The following is an 18,115-nucleotide window of genomic DNA, read 5'->3' on the forward strand; positions in this document are numbered from 1 at the left end:
GTGACTTCCCACATGGAACACGACACGAGCGCAAGATTTAACCCTTACGTTCATGGTGCCAGAGGTTTGTTTTGCCTCATGGTATTCGTCTATCACGTCGTTCATTCCGGACTACCCACGTTCGATCTGTCTGCCAGGGGCCTGTTGGGAGAAGCCCTGCAGACCGGAAAATTCGGTGTCGAGTTCTTCTTCGGAATCAGTGGAATCGTGATTCTGCCAAGCCTGTATCGGGCATCCTCGGTCGTGACCTTTATTCTTGATCGCTATGCGAGGATTCTTCCTGTGCTCTGGGCGACCGTGTTCGCGATCGCGATTTTTGGCTGGCTTTCAGGAAAGGGTCCAAGTCTGCTGCTGGTTGGTGCAAATCTATTGGCGCCGCCTCCATTTATTGACATCATCCACATCAATCCCGCCGCGTGGTCGCTCGGATACGAATTCCTGTTCTATGCAGTATGTGCTGTCGTTTTCCTGACCAGCGGCGTCAGTCGGCCGCTGGCCCTGGCATTAGCCGTCAGTTCGCTGATCTTGCTCGTGTACTATCCACGCGCGCTCCTGATGATTGGTGGCGTGCTCATCGCGGAGAAGTACCTATCCTCGACCTTGTTGCAATCCCTGGCAAAGTACCCGGCGATCTTCTTCGTGCTGTTCCTGACGGTCTGGAGAGGCCTAGAGCTTGCCAGCGCAACAGACTACGTTGGCTTTGTCACGCCAGCATATTTGTCATTCCATGACTGGATTTCTGCTTTTCCATTTGTTGTTCTTGGTGGCGTCTTCGGGACTATTTTCCTGCTAGGCATGTCCCGAGGAAACGGTCTGTTCGGAAGAATGTTGCGTTGGCAGGTGATGCAGTGGCTGGGAACGGTCAGCTTCAGTTTTTATCTCTGGCCGCCGATCGTCATGGCCGGGGTCAAGCTGATCATGTATCGAACGGGCATGGTCGATGCATTGGGGAGCGGATCGCAACTGGTTTTCCTGCTGGTCTCGCTTCCGCCGTCGCTTATCGTTGCAACGATCAGCCATCGCGTCCTTGAAGTGAAGGTGACGGGACAGATTCGAAAACGGCTCGATAGGGCTTCGGAAGCGAAACCGGCCGTCCGGCCGATCATTCAAGCACTCAACGGCACTCAGGGAGGGAACCTGATCGGGGAACAGTCAAATGTTCTTGATTGTTCGACCAGTCAGCGCCCCAAAACGATCGCAAGTTGACTGTCTATTCGGGAAAAAGCCGCAGAGCCGTGCGCTTGATTGTGCCGGCTTGCGACGTGGCAGCGTCACCGTTGCCATCGTCTTTGTGCATTGGACCGGCACAGCGTTTCCCGGCCGGGCTAACAGCCGAACCGAAAGGACCTCGTTGATGATCGCAGCCGTGCGCAGGCAAGTCCTTTGTGCCGCCTCGATAGTCGTTGCACTCGGATCCGCGACGCCGGCCTGGTGCGCTGGCTGGGAGCTGGTCTTTTCGGATGAGTTCAACGGCGACAAGCTTGATCGAACCAAATGGGCTACCCGATACATCTACAACAACGAAACGATGGATCGTTTCAACGATGAAAAGCAGCGCTACCGCGACAACCACGTGGTGTCCGAAGGTGCGCTGAATCTTACTGCAAAAAAGAATGAGGGGGCGGACACGTTCGATTCCGCGATGATCCGGAGCCATCAGACATTCTACTACGGCTACTATGAAGCGCGGGTCTTTCTTCCGAATGCGCGGGGATCGTGGCCGGCATTCTGGCTCGAAGCCGATTACGACATCGATGGAAAGTTCTGGCATCCGCCGGAGATCGACATTTTCGAGTACGTCATCAATGGCGTGGAAGACAAGCCGAACATGCTGCACTCGAATGCCATGAGTAAAGATAAGTGGACGCCGCAGTCCTACACGTATCTGGACAGCTCGTTCGTGCTCAGGTTCCAGGATATGGTCAGCAAGGAGGATCTGAACAAGGACTGGCATATTGCTGGCTTCGTTTGGGCGCCTGACCGCATTTCGTTCTTCTGGGACGGCCGTCTCGTCTACACGCGCATGTATCAGTGGCTCAGGAAGGACGGCCAGTTGGGGCCGCCGGCGCACATCGATCTTAATTTCGCCATCGGCGGAGCAGCCTGGGCCGGCCGGCACGGGATCGATGACGCGGCTTTTCCGCAGACGTTCAAGATCGACTACGTTCGCGTCTGCCAGTTCACGTCCTCTGAGCGGGGAAGCCGAAAATGCGGCCCGAGCGACGTGACGCCGGATCCGAATGAATTTGGATATAGGGCGGCGCTCAACGACATGCCGAAGCCGACATTCCTTAATGTTACGAATGTGGTAGCGGATAAGAAGCCGGATGCTGGGGTACTGTCACTGAGCACAACCGATCCGCTCAAGATCGAAATTCCGATCAAGATTCCGAACGACTATCCGACAGATCGAACGCTTCATGCCTACGTCTTCGATGAAACAACCGGCGTCATGGTCGCATCGGCAAAGAAGCCGCTGCAACAGGTCTCTCGCAAGGAAGGGGAAGATGGCGTCAGCGTGATCGAATTTGCGCTGCCGGCCGTGCCGCGTGAAGGGAACTATCTGTTGGGCAGCAAACTGACGGCTGAAGTCGCGGGCGAGGTCGGCCCCAAAGAAGTCCCAGTTGCTTGCGACACCACGGTGATCCAACCAAAAAAAGCCAGATCTTGCCGTCTATTGTCGCTGCATGTGCGCCGCTGATCGGAGGGGTGCATCCAAAGGTGGCATTAAGCTCCGTCTGATCTGGATCAAGCCGAGTACCGCTGATTGCGATCGGCGCGCTGTCCGAAGGTCGGTCTGAATTTTGCTTTGGCACGTGGCAGGTGAGCCGTCATGCGGGCTTGCCTGTCACGGTCAGCGTCTCTTGCAATGGTAGTCGTCCATGAACTCAAAGGTTCGCGCCGTCAGGCAAATCCTCCGTGGTGCATTGCGCGGCAGCCCGAGCCGGCTTTGTGATCATCGCACGTGGCGAAGTGAACATCCGCATACTTGGCTGACTGCCGTCGAGGAAGAGGTACTGGCGCGGAAGGCGCCGGTTCGATTCGGCAGCCGCGACGCAGGTTTCGGTGAAAGCGTTGACAACAGAATGCCCGAGCTAGGCATTCTCCGCCTGGACAAGGCCCGCATCCTCGGTCCCGACGGCTGGCTCGTGACGGAGGATGGATCGCTGCTCTACGAGAGCACCTGGTACGGATCGTCGTTCTCGCGCCATCCGCGATCAATTGCCTACGGGACGCCGCTGCCGCTAAGCGGCACCTGTCTCTCGCTGGCGAGTGATTTCGCCGGAGGAAACTATGGGCACTTCCTGCTCGACTGCCTGGGACGCTTGGCGCTATTTCAGAAAAGTGGCCTGTCGCTCGATGATGTCGATTGGGTCTATTTGCCCAAGCCAGGGTCCGAAACGGCAGCCAAACTCGTTCGCCGGCTTGGAATTCCAATGCACAAGTGCGTGTGGGCAGCCAAGGAGGATATCCAGGCCGATCTCGTAATCGGCACTTCGTTTCCAGGCTTGCGACGGAACTATGCGCGATGGCTTACGGAGTTCTTCCGCTTACAGGTAGCCAAGTCGCCGCTTCGTCACGACAGGCGCGTATACGTTCCGCGCAAAGGACAAAGGAAGATTGCCAACGAAGAAGAGCTGATGCCTGCACTGAAAAAGTTCGGCTTCGAGATCTACGACTTTGATGACGTTGAGGATGAAGCGGCGTTTTTCTCGGAATGCTCGATTGTCGTTGGCCCACATGGTGCGGGGCTGACCAATCTCGTATTCTGCTCGCCTGGAACGAAAGTCCTGGAGCTGATCCCTTCAGACCACGTGCATCCCTACTACTACACGATCGCAACGTCCGCCGGCGCGGACTATTCTTACATCGTGGGGGATAGCCAGGGAACGCGCCCGCAGGGAGCGTTTGGGCCCAGTCCATTCGATTTCGAGGTTGCGCCTGACATCTTCGAGCGCGCACTGGAGGCCATCTGTCAATGAACGAGCATTGAAAATGGTCGCTAATGGTGCGCGTACGGCGCTCCCTTTGTCGAAAAATTCAATCGCCATCGGAGCTGCCTGGATCGGTGTGAGCCGGCTGGTGGTTGCCAGTCTCGGCTTCCTGAACATGCTCATATTGGCAAGGATGCTCACGCCGGAGGATTTCGGCCTGGTTGCCGTCGCGACGGCCATCATTGCTGTTCTGACGTCGATGACTGAACTGTCCCTGGCATCGGCGCTCATTCACCATAAGGATCCAAGTGAAGATCAATTCCACGCCGCATGGACGTTGAGCCTGGCTCGCGCCTGCTTGCTCGCACTCTTGCTGTCGTTGCTCGCTTATCCGCTGTCTTTGTCCTACGGCGATGGACGTTTGATTCCGATCCTGTTGGTCCTGAGCTGTTCGATCGTGATATCCGGCCTTCGAAATCCGATGCTAGCGATGATGCAGCGTCAACTCGTCTTCTGGCAGGAATTTGTGACGAGCAGCAGCCGGGCGCTCGCTACCATCCTCGTCTCCTCCGGGATCGCCATTTGCTTCAGGAGCTACTGGGCGCTGATCGCCGGGGCTGTCGTCGCCAACTTCATCGATGTCGTCGCCTCTTATCTGATCCAGCCGTTCCGACCGAAATTCCGGTTAAAGGGTAGCCGCTCTCTATTCTCGTTCTCTGTGTGGCTATCGCTCGGACAGGCCGTCAGCACGCTGAACTGGCGTTTCGACCAGATCATCATTGGATATTTTCTCGGGAAAGCCGCCCTGGGTGGATATGTGCTGGGCAGCGACCTGGCCGCGACGCCGACACGAGAAGCAACGAATCCGCTTGCCGGGACGCTGTTTCCCGCGTTCGTGAGGCTGAGGGACGAAAAAGCCGCCCTTCAACGAGCTTATCTGTCGGCGCAAGCAGTGCTGTGTGCGATCGCCTTTCCGGCCGGGTTCGGTTTCGCGTTGATCGCCGATCAATTCGTTCCGCTTGTGCTGGGTGAGGCCTGGGCAGGCGCGACAATCGTGATCCAGCTCCTCGGTGGTGCAATTGCGTTGCATACGCTCAGCGCGACCGTCCAACCCCTTGGTCTGGCTCTTGGGCAGACGCGCAGGTTATTTCATCGCGACGTTGCGATCCTGATCGTGAGGCTGCCTGTCATTGTTGCGGGCCTGTGGGTGGGAGGGTTACTTGGCCTGCTGGTGGCTCGCGTGGCGGTTACGCTCGGCGGTGTCGTCTACAACATGGTCCTGGTCCGCGAATTGATCGACACTTCTGTGTCCCGGCAATTTCTCGTGAATCTGAGGACCGCTTTGTCCACCTGCACGATGATCATTGTCGGTCTTCTGACCAATTTGGCCTTCATCACATCTGTTGGCCATGAGTCTCACGTCTATACTCGGTTGATCGCTGTTGTTCTCGTGAGCGCGCTTGCCTATGTCGGGTCACTCTTTGGAGTCTGGCGAGCGACAGGCTCGCCGGCCGGGCCCGAGCGTGAGATCCTGCGAATCCTCGGCGCAATCGCCAACAGGTTCGGGAAAATGGGAAAATCGTCGATGATAACTAAGCAGTCGGGTGAGCAATATGAATGAAAGGTCGAAGCGCCGCGTCGCGCTGATTACGGGCGTCACCGGTCAGGACGGTGCCTATCTCGCTGAGTATCTGGTTGGCCTGGGCTACATCGTCCACGGCATCAAGCGGCGATCGTCCTCCTTCAACACCGCCCGTGTCGATCATCTCTATCAGGATCCGCATGTCGGCGATGTGCCGTTCCTGATGCATTACGGCGACATGACGGATTCGACAAACCTGATCCGCCTGATGCACCAGACCCGGCCAACCGAGATCTACAATCTGGCTGCACAGAGCCATGTGGCGGTCAGTTTCGAGAGCCCGGAGTACACCGCAAATGCTGACGCGATCGGAACGCTGCGGCTATTGGAGGCGATCCGCATTCTTGGCATGGAAAAGGAGACGCGGTTCTATCAGGCGTCCACCTCCGAGCTCTACGGCCTCGTGCAGGAAGTGCCGCAGAAGGAAACGACTCCCTTTTACCCGCGCTCCCCTTACGCGGTGGCGAAGCTCTACGCCTATTGGATCACGGTGAACTACCGCGAGGCCTACGGCATGTTCGCCTCGAACGGCATTCTCTTCAACCACGAGAGCCCGATCCGCGGCGAAACCTTCGTCACCCGCAAGATCACGCGTGCCGTTGCCCGCATCGAGACGGGCCTCGAAGAGACGTTGTATCTCGGGAATCTCGAGGCCAAGCGCGACTGGGGCCACGCCAGGGATTATGTCGAAGGCATGCACATGGTCCTGCAGGCCGACCGGCCCGACGATTTCGTGCTGGCAACCGGGGAGACCCGCTCGGTGCGCGAGTTCGTGGAGCTCGCCTTTGCCGAAGTCGGCCGCAAAGTCGAATGGCGGGGCAAGGGCGTCGAGGAAACCGGTATCGACAAGAAGTCAGGCAGGATCGTCGTGCGAATCGATCCGACCTATTTCCGTCCTACCGAGGTCGATCTCCTGATCGGCGACCCCAGCAAGGCGCGCGAGAAGCTCGGCTGGAAATCCAGGACCCCGTTCGCGCAACTGGTCAAGGAAATGGTGGCTTCCGATTTGTTCGAGGCCAGGCGAGAGGTTGCCAATGGCAAGCAAGCCATTTGAACTTGCCGGCAAGACCGTCTTGGTCGCCGGCCATCGCGGCATGGTTGGCTCCGCGTTGGTGAGGCGGCTTGCGACGGAAAATGTCGAGCTGCTGACGGTGTCGCGGAGCGAGGTTGACCTGCGTGACCAGGCCGCCGTCGATAGATGGTTCGCTGCAAGGCGTCCGCAGGCAGTGTTCCTTGCTGCCGCCAAGGTCGGCGGCATCGTCGCCAACAATACGCTGCGCGCCGAGTTCCTCTACGAAAATCTCGCGATCGCGGCCAACGTCATTCACGCTGCGCATGTCAATCGATGCGAGAAGCTGATGTTCTTTGGCTCCTCCTGCATCTACCCCAAACTGGCAGTCCAGCCGCTGCGCGAAGAGTCGATGCTGACTGGCCCGCTGGAGCCAACCAACGAACCCTACGCGATCGCAAAGGTCGCCGGCATCAAGATGGTCGAGGCCTATCGCAACCAGTATGATTCAAACTTCATCAGTGTGATGCCGACCAACCTTTACGGTCGCGGCGACAACTATCATCCCGAATACAGCCACGTCGTCGCGGCGTTGATCCGCCGCTTCCATGAGGCCAAGACGTCGGGGGCGAAGAACGTCGTGGTGTGGGGCACCGGCACGCCGCGACGCGAATTCCTCTTTGTCGACGATCTGGCGGACGCCTGCATCCACCTGATGAAGACCTATTCGAGCGGCGAGCTCGTCAACATCGGCACCGGCGTGGACATTGCGATCGCCGAATTTGCACGCCTAGTCGCGGCGACCGTCGGCTATTCCGGCGAGATCAGCTTTGACACCTCGCGCCCCGACGGCACTCCACGCAAATTGCTCGACGTCAATCGGTTGGCGAAGCTGGGTTGGCGGGCCAAGACCTCGCTCGAGGATGGGCTCAAGTTGGCGTATCAGGCATATCTCAGCGAAAACCGTCAGGCGGGGGAGTAGGGACCGCGCCTCGCAATTGCGAGCCAACGGTCGCGCATCCGCGCGCCCGTTGTCAGCGGCTGGCGCGATTCATCGGCGCGGCCACGGGGGCGATCACTCCGGAGCGAACCAGCATTTCGGCAGCACGACATCATCCCTGTTTGCGACGTTTCTCCTATCGAGGTCGTGAGGAAACCTTCTCGCAGGCGTCCGGCGAGAAACGCGATCCTTGCGCAAGAATGAGAATTCCATGGTCGGCGGGACCTTGAAGTCCCTGTATTCGATGGGTTTGAAGTAATTGTTTGGATGAATGTGTACGACGTCGAAGTGCTTGGTGATCTTCTTGAAAACAGCGCCGATCAGCTTGAGTCCGATCGGATTGAGAATTCTGTCCAAGGAATGGAACTCGATGATTATGATCCTGAAGCGCTTCAAGTACTCCCAGCTCGTTTCAATGAGAACTTCGTACTCGCCGCCTTCAATGTCCATCTGGAGGATGAGGTCGCCGGTGTGAGGGCCCTTTCTCGACATCCAGTTCTCGAGAGTCATGAACTTGGCATTGTTTTCGTTTCCGAGGAATTTCTTTTCGAAATCGAGGAGGTCATTGTGGATCGCGGGTGCATCCACCGAGAAGTCAGCGAGGAAACATGGGATGCCGCGTTCGGCAAGGCCGAGCTCGAAGTCAGAGACGTTGTAGACGCCCGGTGAAAAGCAGCCGACGCATCCATCCAGGTCGTCCGGAACCAGATAGCCGCCATCAGCCAATCCGCCCAGTCGAATCAACTTCTTGTCCGTCACGACAGGGAAAAGGTCCCGGAAGAACTCCCTGAGCTCCTCCTCCTTTGAGGTGCCGGATATCATAAAGTCGTTATCGAGCAGGCGTGCCTTTACGTAGTCTTTCAACAAACCAATCATGCAGTTCACTCCGAACTCGCTAACGCACCTGGGTGCGGGCTTGCTGCAAGAAGCGGCGCTCCCGTAGGCTCGATGCCTATGTTCGTTGCGATGAACACATTTGCCTGCCTTAGGACTTCAATAGATTCGATTTTTGTCATGAATATGTGCGGTGTTGTCGCTAAGGCGGCGTTGCCGAGACTTGCCTTTTGGCTGCTAAGCCGATCTATTCCGTGCTCTGGAACCCGGTCAGCTTCCGCATCGGCAGGGACGCCGAGGGAGCACGCGTGTTAGAGGCAGAAGCCGGCTGAGTGCGAAAGATCGAATGACCGACGCGGGAAGCTCGGCAGCGCAAAAGTCCGGCGTTGCGGTCAAGTCTTTCGCGCAACCGTAGCGGGTGCCGCGCGCAATGGCAGAAGTGGGTTTGTCGAATGCGAAGTTTGGGTGATGCATCAGAAGCGGTTCGATGCTGTGATGCGACCGGTGGCGCCGAAGAGCTCAGAACGATGGCCGAAAAGCCCATGAAGGACTCTCGTTCCCTCATTACCGAGTTACAGAATGAAATCGACAGGGTCATCGGGCCTCATCTGGAGGGCGTCGAGGATTTTGCGCTGGTGGATTTCCCCAACCACTCGAATGTGGGCGACAGCGCCATATGGTTGGGTGAAGAGACCTATCTGCAGAAGAAGCTAGGCAGAGCACCGTCCTACGTCTGCACCTATGACACCTGGTCAAAGGAAGAGTTTGAAAGAGCCGTTCCTGCCGGACCTATCCTTATCCATGGTGGGGGCAATTTCGGCGACCTGTGGCCCAGCCATCAGGAGTTTCGGCTCAGGCTTCTATCGGAGTTTCCGGATCGCCAGATCATCCAATTGCCGCAAACCATACACTTCTCCTCGGCGGCAAGTCTCAAGCGCGCCGCGGACATCATCAACTCGCATAAAAAGTTCCGGATTCTAGTCCGCGATGTGCAAAGTTTGAATATCGCGACAAAGGAATTTACGGCGCCCGCCGATCTCTGTCCGGACATGGCGTTCTGTCTGGGGGCGCAGAGCTCGCCAGCAGCAATAACCAGGAAATTGTTGCTGCTGCTCCGAACCGATCACGAGAAGGTGGAGCGAAAAGGTTTCCCTCCGCTCCCAAACGTTGCAGTTGTCGAGGACTGGCTCGTCGAACAACGAGGCTTGGGAAAGTGGTTGTTTGTGAAGGCGCTGCTTGAGACGGCGCTCCTCGTGCTCAAGGGCAGGAAGCCGTCAGGGCTCGACGTGCGTATTCGCTGGTTTCACCTTCTGGCGTCGAACCGTGTAGCCCGCGGAATGAGACAAGTTGGATCGTCGGCCTATGTGATCACGGACCGGCTTCACACGCACATTTTTTGCGTGTTGTTGAATGTGCCGCACTCGGTCCTTGACAACAATTATGGGAAAATCAGCACCTTTGTCGATGCCTGGAGCAAGCCCTTCGAAAAGTTGAGCCGGCCATTGAGCACGAGTGTGGCCGAGGCCCTCGCAAAATTTCTTGGCGGTTCCGCCCCGGGGGATCAAGGTTGAAGGTCGAGCATCATCCTCCGTCCGGGCGGCTCGCCGCATCGCGCGCGTGGACGGTGAACGTCGTCGTCCTCTCTGTTGTCTGGCCCGCATTGTTTGCGCAGGATATTGTCAGCTTGCTGACCCCTGTTGCCGTTGGGCCGCCGCTGATCAGTCCGGTGGATCGGTCAAAGGAGAGCCCCCGCGGCAGTCCTTTGACGGACAAGATCTTCGGCATCATGACCCCGACATCGCACTCCCCATAGACATCGTGGTGGTAGCTGTCGCTTGCGGCGGCTGAAAGGGGGCCGGTCGTCACGCGCGGACCGCGATTGATGGAGAATCGCACTGGCTCCATCGTTGAGCCGTCAGGTTTGTAGCCATAAACGACGACATGAGACCGTCCGGCATTACCCTTGCCGGCGGTGAAGTCCGCCTTGATCGTGCGCGACACCGCATCGTAGGAAATTCCTTCCGGGAATTGCGTAAAGGTTGTCTGCTCCGTCATGTCCGGTTCGGAGCTGTCATAGGGTATGACTTGGACGAATTCGGTAACGCTTGCATCACCCCAGAGGACCCTCGCGTCCGGGAGCACAATCTTGCCATTGCCGTCGTAGTCAACATTGAGGTCTGCGACCGAAACCAGCGGCTTCCAATGCTTGACGCCTGTCGTCCGCCAGCCGCGGATCCAGTCGACATCGAGATAGGCGCCGGTCGCCGACCTGGCCCATGCTGCGGCGTCATACGCCTCGCCCGCGAACGTGTTATTGAATATGTGTGACGTCAGCAGCACAAATGAGGGCATATCCTTGGTATTGGAGTCCACGCCGGCAAACTGGGATCGAAGCGCGCCATCGATGTAGAGTTGGGTGTTTCCACCGTTTCGAAAGACAAAGCTGAAGACATGGAACGCGCCGTCCATATAGTCGAATGGTCCGGCGGTGTTGTCGGTCGAGATTGCCCCCGAGGTATGGACAATATTGCTGAAGTGCATCCCTTGGGAGTTGCATTCCAGATCCCACTCGTTGCCGGTTGGATTGAGCACGGGTGCGACCGAATAGGTCCAGAACGCGGGATGAAAGCCGGCCGGATTTGTAAGCCTGGGGCTGAACCGGGCACGCATCTCGATGATGACGGCGTTGGTGGTCGGGTAGTATGCAAACGCCCCGGCGGTATGAATCATCGCGGAGAGGTGCGGCCGCACGCCTCCGTTGATGGATCGGTCGGTCGGCGTAAGAAATGCCTGCTCGCGCGCTGTTGCATTGCGCGCGGCGAGGCGCAGGACCGAGCCGGAGACCGACATATTGTCGAAGCCAACCGCGACGCCGCGGTTGCGGTCCTTGTAGCCTGTGGTCAGCGGGTCGGCATCAAAAGCTGTCCCGAGCGACGTGGTATTGCCGCGGATACCCGGATGATAGGCGCCAGTCGGGAAGAACTTGCCGCGAGCGTTTGCCGGACCCACGATATCGAGAGAGTTGAATTCATCTCCCCACGACAGCGTATAGCCCGCATAGAACCCACTGCCATTCTGGCCGATGACCGCGCCGCCGACGATTTGGCTGCGTTCCTCAAACAGCAGGATGAATTGCAGGCGCTGTCGCAAACCATCGTTGCTCAGGCCAAGATAAAGGGCTGAGCCAATGACAGTCAATGATGCGACGAACAGTGCTGCAATAGTGCTGTTCATTCGACGCTTTGATGACATCCACGCCTCTCTTACTCGAGACCGCCGCGAGTTTCGGCAGGTACCTAGTCACTCGTCGCTGAGGAACCGTCGGTTCGGTGCAAGGCGTCCGAAATGCCGGTCGCTTTAGGTGTAGCCGCAGATTTCGCCGTGCGTTACGAAAATGACCGTTAAATGGCCACCAGGATGGCAGCCACTGGGCGCGTGCCGCGTCCTTGTCAGCAGCGACAAGTTCGCGGTAATCGTTTTGGAAATCACGTGCAATACAGTTCCCAATCAACGCGTCGGACTGATCAATCAATGGGCAGCAATCTCAAAATTGTGGCGATTAGCTTGGCCGGTTCCGCGCGCCGCCAGCGCGCGAGTGCAAATCTGGAGTCGCTTGAGATTCCCTGGACCTTCTTTGATGCCTTGCGTGTGCCCGCCAAGGGGCTCCCGCAATATGATGAGGCGCTGGCCATCCGCTTTTGGGGCAGGGGCCTTTCACGTGCCGAGATCGGCTGCGCAGCTAGTCATATGAGCATCATGGCGCAAGTGGCAGCGTCAGCTGCCGACAATTCATGGACACTTGTGATCGAAGACGACGTTATTCTCGATGCCGGGTTCAGCTTCCGATCGCTTCCGGACATCTGCAAGGCTGCCGAGATCGGCTATCTCCGGCTGTATGGGCGACACATGGCGCCGTGCAAGCACGTGGCCTGGCTGGATCAGCGGGAATTGGTGCGGTTTGAGCGTGCGCCAATGGGAACGCAGGCCTATCTGATCTCCGGCCATGCCGCGCGTCGGTTCATCGACAGCGTGACAACTATTCATCGGCCGATCGACTGGGAGATGGACCGCTTCTGGGCAAATGGCCTCCACAATTATGCCTTGTTTCCTTTTCCGTGCCTTGAGCTGACGCTGTCATCTTCGATCGCAAAGGCGGCGGAGTCGGTCCGCGAGCCTACTGCGTTTGACAGGGCGGCTCGGTTTGCGTGGAAATCAAAGGAATATGTTCTGCGCCTGTCGGAAAATATCCGCCTTCGACAGTCCGACAGGCGGATTCGCCTCCGCCTCGCCGGCGCAAGCAGTCTTTCCGCGCCAATGCCGGAGACAATTCGTACGATCGAAAGCATGTGATTGACGCCTTGAGGAAGCGGCACGAGATTTGACGAGCCGGACTACGTTTGCGCCGTGGCCCGCTCAGGCGGGCTTGCGCCGGACGACACTTCCGAACCTGGCGAGCGGCCTCAGGAGTTCTGCCCTGTTGAAGCGGAGCATGATCAGCTGGTACGCAAGCCAGGAAGGGCTCAAGAACAACCCTGTGAACCAGACGATATGAGAGGCGGCGGCGCGCCAATGTGTGGTCGTGGTCAGCGCAAGCCATATCCCACGGCGCAGAAGTGAACTCGACGTGTCCGCGTCCTGCCCAACATAGCGCAGTCCCAGTTTACGGGACGCGAGGCGATAGTTGACAAAGACGATCTCGTTATCGATCGGCCGTGCCGCTTGCACGTGCATGGACTTCCTGTCGCAATGTGCCTTCAGGATGTCGAACTCTGCAATGCGGAACCCGATCTGCCTGGGAAAATCCGGAAACCGCTGCGCCCGGCCCTTCGCGTCATTTCGGCTGATATTTCTGCCATGGAGCCGATATTGCCCGAGGGTTTCCTGCACCGTGACCACGTCTCCGTAAAGAGGGGCGATCGTGTTGAGGGCGCCGTCGTATCCCACGGGCGGATTGAGCGGGATGACCTGTCGAAGAAACTCTCGGAAGTACGCATTTCCCGACATGACTGGCCAGATGTACGTTCCCGACCGGGTAAATTCTGCGTGCACATCTTCCGACGCGTAGGATTTGGGAAACGCACAGAACGAACGCCCAAGTCGCCTGCCGGCGCCATCGATGATGTCCAGATTGAACTGAACTTTCGAAACACCTTCGCGGCAGTGCGCAGCAACGTTTTCGACCGCCGTCGGCATCAGGATGTCATCCGCATCGAGGAACAGCAGTACGTCGCCTGTCGCTGCGCGATACCCAACTTCGAATGCTGCGATGTTGCCCTGATTTGCCTGAAATATGGCTCGAATCCTGTCACCATAGCCGGCGATGATCCGGCGGGAACCGTCGATTGATCCGTCGTCGACGACGACGATCTCGTCCGCCGGACGGGTCTGATTCAACGCGCTGTCGATTGCCAATCCGACATACCGTTCGTAATTGTAGACTGTTATGACGATGCTGATCTTCAACGTGTGTCGCTCACAAATTTGCAGGTGGCAAAAGAGGCTATCAATCCATGCCTTGATGGGCCAGAAGTAATTTCACAGTCCGCAAAGCATGATTGGTGAGGCAATCGCATGAAAATCGCTCTGATTGATCCGTCACTGTTTACTTGGCCATATGATCTTAAATTAGCCAAAGGATTGACCGATATTGGGCATGCAGCCAGCATTGTCGGGCGCCAGCTTGGGCAGAAGCCTTCCGTTGATGAAGACCTGTTTCTTGACCGGCATTTTTACCCGGGATTGCAGTCGCGCTTTTTCAAGAAACTTCCGCGCAACGTGCAGCTGGGGCTGAAGGGACTCAGTCACGCTGAATCAATGACACGGCTGATCAGGCGCTTCAGGAAGACGCCGCCCGATGTGATCCATTTTCAATGGGCACCCCTGGCGATCGTCGACAGCCAGTTCATTCCCAAGTTCAGGAGGGTCGCGCCAACGGTTCTGACCGTTCATGACTCGAATCCGTTCAATAACAATCCGAGCTCGCGGATACAGCGAATCGGGGCGTTCAAGATTCTGCATTGCTTCGACCATCTTATCGTTCATACGACCGTTGCACGTGATCGCCTGCTGCGCGTTGGTATTCCGGGCGAGAAGATTTCAGTTATCGCGCACGGATTGCTGACGGATCATATCGCCCGACCTGCCGACGAGTCCGCGGCCGCGGACGGCCGCGTTCAAATACTCTTGTTCGGCAAGATAAAGCCCTACAAGGGCGTCGACGTCATGCTTCGCGCGCTTGCATTGCTTCCCCGAGAGGTCAGGGCACGTTGCGTGGTGAAGATCGTGGGCTGGCCGGAAATGCCGATGGAGCCGCTGTTTGCGATGGTGAAGGATCTGCAGCTCGAAGACCATGTCGAATTCGACCTCCGGTTCATTCCGGAAGACGAAGTGACCTCGCTGGTCGCGCGCGCTGACATCCTGGCTTTTCCGTACCGGGATATCGACGCATCCGGTGTGCTGATGCTGGCGATAGCGGCGGGACGTCCGATCGTCGCTTCGAACCTTGGAACGTTTTCGGAATGGCTGAGCGATCGGGCGGAGGGGACGCTCGTTCCTCCAGGTGATCCCGCCGCATTGTCCCGGTCGCTCGAGCGCTTGATCAGCGACCCCGACTATCGAAACGCCAAGGGTCAAGGAATGCTGGATCTGCGCGACTCCGTGCCGACGTGGACCTCGATTGCCCGCCTGACCGAGGCCGCCTATGCGAAGGCCGGCCGGCGTGTGGACGCGCCGGCCAGTGCCCAGGTTCTGCAGCGTTCAGGAAACTGAAGGGGTCATCTGCCAGGTGGTCTGGCGGATCGACAGGATGCCCCAGAAAAAGCCAAGTGCCCACGCGAAGTGCATCACGGCGGCGGCCGGCAGTGCAAGCAGCCCGCAAATTGAGCGATGTTTTACTGCAATCAACATTGCGGTCAGGGCCAGTATCGCCAGATAGGCCGCCGGCAAGGTCAACAGCAGCGGCGCAGCCGGCGACAGCACGATGGCGCCGAGCGTCAATGCAACATGAGTGGGCACCAGGAATTGACGCAGTCGCAACGATCCTGGATGCCGTCTCACCGTTCTCGATCGACCACGCCCGTAGTTGAAGTATTGCTTCGCCAGGCTCAGAAAGCTCGACCGCGGTCGATATGAAAGGCGGATGTCCGAATCCAGAAAAATCCGGCCGCCGAGTGCACGCAGCCTGCAGTCAAACTCTGCATCTTCATTGTGAGTGAAGGTTTCGTCGTAACCACCGGCCGTGCGAAACGCATCGATGGTCATCGCGGCATGATGCCCGTGATCGACAAAGCCGCTTTGCTTTCCGCCGCGATGTGCCGATCCGCCCGAACCGACCTTGGTGTCCGAGACCCAGGCGACGGCTTTCTGCAAGCAACCCTCGCCACGAGAGTCCATGGGGACCACGACCGAGTCGGCCTTGCGCTCGTCCAGAGTCTTGAGGAGGCTCGAAACATAATCCGCTGGATATTCGCAATGGGCGTCACACCGCACCAGGACCTGCGCCGCAGCACCATAGACTTGTACGGCCAGATTGATCCCGGCACTCTGCAGCCGCTGGGGATTGCGCAACAGATGGACGCCGCGAATCTCCTTGCCAAGCTGGCGAACAATGTCAGGCGTCCCATCGGTGCTGCCGCCATCTGCAACCACTATCATGCGATCTTCGTCGAGACCGTCCCGCGCCAGATTGCGGACAACGGTCTCGATATGGGAAGCCTCGTTCAAAACGGGTACGACGATCAGGACGTTTCTGGACACGGTTTAGCTGCCAATTGCCATTGTTTGCTCAATCCGTTGGCAAGCGCGGGAATGGTCGTTGATGCACGCCAAAGGACGTCCCGACGGTCCGTCAAAAGAATGGCCAACTCGTGACTGCTTCCTTTGATGCATCGGTTGCAAGTGGGCTTACCGATGGCGCCTTAAAATGGGCGATCTCTTCTGCGTGAATCGTGAATAGTGCGTGCACCGATCGCTCGAAGATCGGAAGCGAGACTGACCGGAGCAATATGTGAGAGCTGTTATTGTTGGCTTCCCTTTGTTGCTGGCGGCCTGTCATCCCGCATCGGCCGATCCGATGACGTTGGATTTTTCATGGAACGGGGCACGCGGCTGTGTCACGCTGTTCCCAAATCCTGAGATGCGTCTGCGCAATATTCCCGCCGGTGCCACATCGATGACGCTCACACTTGCAGAAGGCACTCGCGAAATGGGAGGCCAGAACGTTCCGGTTCCGAGCAATGGCGTCGTGCCATCGGGGACGATCCGGACATTTGGTCCTTGCAAGCCGGGTGTGTATGAATGGACCGCCCTCGTGAAATCATCGACGGGACAGGTTCTATCGGAAGCGCATCGGGCGCGTTTCTATCCCGCGGTCGAGACCGCAGCGAAGCAATAGTTTCGCAGCATCAATCCACGGATTGCACCGTTTCGGTCCTTTGCAACTGCGCGTGGCAGCTTCACGCGTCTGCGCGCCGCCGTTCGATCGTACGAATGAAGCCACAATCCATCTAGATATGAATTAATGGAGTTTGGAAGGTTGGAGATTGAGAACAAGTTCATGCTTCGTGACAAGGAGTTGAGTGTTGTTGGCGCGAAGGTTGATAAGGAAGCGTAGCGATTTCGCCGGCCCGACAAATATCGGTAGTGTCCCAGCTCCGATCGATGCGCAACGCGCGGGCGCGGCGAGATGAAAAAGACCGTTCTGGTCACCGGCGGTGCCGGCTACGTCGGCTCGCATTGCTGCAAGGCGTTTGCGATGGCGGGTTGGAATGTCGTGACGCTCGACGATCTTTCCCGAGGTTGGCGCGATGCGGTGCGCTGGGGACCGTTGGTCGAGTGCGATATTCGCAATTCAGCCGGCGTGCGCGCAGCGCTGGACACCTACAAGCCGGACCTTGTCGCGCACTTTGCGGCACTGGCTTATGTCGGCGAATCCGTGGCTGATCCCGCCATCTATTACGACAATAACACGAGAGGAACGCTTGCACTCCTGGAGGCAATGCGAGCGGCCGGTTGTTCGCGCGTGCTCTTTTCCAGCACGTGCGCCAGTTACGGAATTCCCCAGCACACGCCGATAGACGAAACACATCCGCAGGCGCCGATTAATCCCTATGGTTGGTCCAAGATGATCATCGAGCGCATGCTGGAGGACTTTGGCCGCGCGTACGAGATGTCGTCGGTTTCGCTGCGCTATTTCAACGCGGCGGGCTGTGATCCGGACGGAGAGATCGGCGAGCGCCACGAACCGGAAACGCATGCCATTCCGCTGGCGATCGAAGCTGTGCGCCGACCCGATCGGCCTTTCACCATTCTGGGAACGGACTTTCCGACGCCGGATGGCAGTGCAATCAGGGACTATATCCACGTCAACGACCTGGCGCAGGCGCACCTTCTCGCAGGTGACATGCTGGTGGCGCGAGGCGGTACTCATGTCTTCAATCTCGGTACAGGGGTTGGCACGAGTGTGCTCGAACTAATAAAGGCAGTGAGGCGTGTCTCCGGAAACGATCCGGTCGTCCGCCGCGGCCCACGCCGCGCGGGCGACCCGCCCACGCTCGTCGCTTCCTTTGCCAAAGCCAAGCGGGAGCTCGGTTGGAGCCCGCGGCAATCCGAGATCGACTTCATTATTGAGACTGCACTGAGGTGGAGCGATAGCAACCCGTCGGCATAATTTCGCACGAAAATGATCGATACCCCAT

15 protein-coding genes are annotated in these 18,115 nt (G+C 57.9%); 11 read left to right on the forward strand and 4 right to left on the reverse strand.

The features are described from left to right. The first annotated feature begins 12 nt into the window (after positions 1-12). From XH98_RS38385 to fcl, 6 genes are all read left to right on the forward strand, one after another. Positions 13-1,206, forward strand: coding sequence for an acyltransferase family protein (locus XH98_RS38385; RefSeq protein WP_271621667.1), 1,194 nt, complete (start codon positions 13-15; stop codon positions 1,204-1,206). After that, the gene (locus XH98_RS38390; protein WP_271621668.1) at positions 1,157-2,701 is read left to right on the forward strand and encodes a glycoside hydrolase family 16 protein; all 1,545 of its coding nucleotides are present in this window, start codon (positions 1,157-1,159) and stop codon (positions 2,699-2,701) included. The genes XH98_RS38385 and XH98_RS38390 overlap by 50 nt, the downstream gene beginning before the upstream one ends. 181 nt (positions 2,702-2,882) lie before the next feature. Further along, positions 2,883-3,983: a glycosyltransferase family 61 protein gene (locus XH98_RS38395; protein ID WP_271621669.1), complete on the forward strand. Its 1,101-nt coding sequence runs from the start codon at positions 2,883-2,885 to the stop codon at positions 3,981-3,983. Between the two features lie 13 nt (positions 3,984-3,996). Further along, positions 3,997-5,556 (forward strand): lipopolysaccharide biosynthesis protein, encoded by a 1,560-nt coding sequence (locus XH98_RS38400; protein WP_271621945.1) that lies wholly within the window; start codon positions 3,997-3,999, stop codon positions 5,554-5,556. Beyond that, entirely contained in the window at positions 5,549-6,631 is a 1,083-nt protein-coding gene (gene gmd / locus XH98_RS38405; protein ID WP_220004020.1) for a GDP-mannose 4,6-dehydratase, read from the forward strand. Before XH98_RS38400 ends, gmd begins: the two co-directional genes overlap by 8 nt. Next, positions 6,612-7,568, forward strand: coding sequence for a GDP-L-fucose synthase (gene fcl, locus XH98_RS38410; protein WP_271621670.1), 957 nt, complete (start codon positions 6,612-6,614; stop codon positions 7,566-7,568). Before gmd ends, fcl begins: the two co-directional genes overlap by 20 nt. Before the next feature lie 93 nt (positions 7,569-7,661). Here fcl and XH98_RS38415 read toward each other — a convergent pair whose 3' ends face one another. Then, entirely contained in the window at positions 7,662-8,462 is an 801-nt protein-coding gene (locus XH98_RS38415) for an FkbM family methyltransferase (RefSeq protein ID WP_220004018.1), read from the reverse strand. A 485-nt stretch (positions 8,463-8,947) separates the two neighbouring features. Between XH98_RS38415 and XH98_RS38420 the strand changes: the two genes are divergently transcribed. After that, the gene (locus XH98_RS38420; protein WP_271621671.1) at positions 8,948-9,991 is read left to right on the forward strand and encodes a polysaccharide pyruvyl transferase family protein; all 1,044 of its coding nucleotides are present in this window, start codon (positions 8,948-8,950) and stop codon (positions 9,989-9,991) included. A gap of 10 nt (positions 9,992-10,001) precedes the next feature. Here XH98_RS38420 and XH98_RS38425 read toward each other — a convergent pair whose 3' ends face one another. Continuing rightward, entirely contained in the window at positions 10,002-11,654 is a 1,653-nt protein-coding gene (locus XH98_RS38425) for a putative Ig domain-containing protein (protein ID WP_271621672.1), read from the reverse strand. Positions 11,655-11,951: 297 nt separating this feature from the next. On the opposite strand from XH98_RS38425, the gene XH98_RS38430 reads away from it, so the two are divergent. Further along, on the forward strand, positions 11,952-12,770 hold the full coding sequence (locus XH98_RS38430) for a glycosyltransferase family 25 protein (protein ID WP_271621673.1): 819 nt from the start codon (positions 11,952-11,954) through the stop codon (positions 12,768-12,770). 63 nt (positions 12,771-12,833) lie between these two features. On the opposite strand, the gene XH98_RS38435 is transcribed toward XH98_RS38430, so the two are convergent. Next, the gene (locus XH98_RS38435; protein WP_220004014.1) at positions 12,834-13,883 is read right to left on the reverse strand and encodes a glycosyltransferase family 2 protein; all 1,050 of its coding nucleotides are present in this window, start codon (positions 13,881-13,883) and stop codon (positions 12,834-12,836) included. 108 nt (positions 13,884-13,991) lie between these two features. Between XH98_RS38435 and XH98_RS38440 the strand changes: the two genes are divergently transcribed. Beyond that, entirely contained in the window at positions 13,992-15,188 is a 1,197-nt protein-coding gene (locus tag XH98_RS38440) for a glycosyltransferase (protein WP_271621674.1), read from the forward strand. Here the strand turns inward: XH98_RS38440 and XH98_RS38445 are convergent. Then, positions 15,177-16,175, reverse strand: a complete 999-nt coding sequence (locus XH98_RS38445) for a glycosyltransferase family 2 protein (RefSeq protein WP_220004012.1) — start codon at positions 16,173-16,175, stop codon at positions 15,177-15,179. The genes XH98_RS38440 and XH98_RS38445 overlap by 12 nt on opposite strands. Positions 16,176-16,425: 250 nt before the next feature. Between XH98_RS38445 and XH98_RS38450 the strand changes: the two genes are divergently transcribed. Both XH98_RS38450 and galE read left to right on the forward strand, forming a co-directional pair. Then, the gene (locus tag XH98_RS38450; protein WP_271621675.1) at positions 16,426-16,812 is read left to right on the forward strand and encodes a hypothetical protein; all 387 of its coding nucleotides are present in this window, start codon (positions 16,426-16,428) and stop codon (positions 16,810-16,812) included. Between the two features lie 291 nt (positions 16,813-17,103). Next, positions 17,104-18,087, forward strand: coding sequence for a UDP-glucose 4-epimerase GalE (gene galE, locus XH98_RS38455; RefSeq protein WP_220004010.1), 984 nt, complete (start codon positions 17,104-17,106; stop codon positions 18,085-18,087). Positions 18,088-18,115 lie beyond the last annotated feature (28 nt).

It is taken from the genome of Bradyrhizobium sp. CCBAU 51745 (assembly GCF_028128715.1).
In the GTDB taxonomy this organism is placed as follows: Bacteria; Pseudomonadota; Alphaproteobacteria; order Rhizobiales; family Xanthobacteraceae; genus Bradyrhizobium; species Bradyrhizobium manausense.

What these genes read in the sequence shown, in the direction of transcription:
- XH98_RS38385 (WP_271621667.1), top strand. Translation starts at nt 13, where the DNA reads ATGGAACACGACACGAGCGCAAGATTTAACCCTTACGTTCATGGTGCC.
- XH98_RS38390 (WP_271621668.1), top strand. Translation starts at nt 1,157, where the DNA reads ATGTTCTTGATTGTTCGACCAGTCAGCGCCCCAAAACGATCGCAAGTT.
- XH98_RS38395 (WP_271621669.1), top strand. Translation starts at nt 2,883, where the DNA reads ATGAACTCAAAGGTTCGCGCCGTCAGGCAAATCCTCCGTGGTGCATTG.
- XH98_RS38400 (WP_271621945.1), top strand. Translation starts at nt 3,997, where the DNA reads ATGGTCGCTAATGGTGCGCGTACGGCGCTCCCTTTGTCGAAAAATTCA.
- gmd (WP_220004020.1), top strand. Translation starts at nt 5,549, where the DNA reads ATGAATGAAAGGTCGAAGCGCCGCGTCGCGCTGATTACGGGCGTCACC.
- fcl (WP_271621670.1), top strand. Translation starts at nt 6,612, where the DNA reads ATGGCAAGCAAGCCATTTGAACTTGCCGGCAAGACCGTCTTGGTCGCC.
- XH98_RS38415 (WP_220004018.1), bottom strand. Translation starts at nt 8,462, where the DNA reads ATGATTGGTTTGTTGAAAGACTACGTAAAGGCACGCCTGCTCGATAAC.
- XH98_RS38420 (WP_271621671.1), top strand. Translation starts at nt 8,948, where the DNA reads ATGGCCGAAAAGCCCATGAAGGACTCTCGTTCCCTCATTACCGAGTTA.
- XH98_RS38425 (WP_271621672.1), bottom strand. Translation starts at nt 11,654, where the DNA reads ATGAACAGCACTATTGCAGCACTGTTCGTCGCATCATTGACTGTCATT.
- XH98_RS38430 (WP_271621673.1), top strand. Translation starts at nt 11,952, where the DNA reads ATGGGCAGCAATCTCAAAATTGTGGCGATTAGCTTGGCCGGTTCCGCG.
- XH98_RS38440 (WP_271621674.1), top strand. Translation starts at nt 13,992, where the DNA reads ATGAAAATCGCTCTGATTGATCCGTCACTGTTTACTTGGCCATATGAT.
- galE (WP_220004010.1), top strand. Translation starts at nt 17,104, where the DNA reads ATGAAAAAGACCGTTCTGGTCACCGGCGGTGCCGGCTACGTCGGCTCG.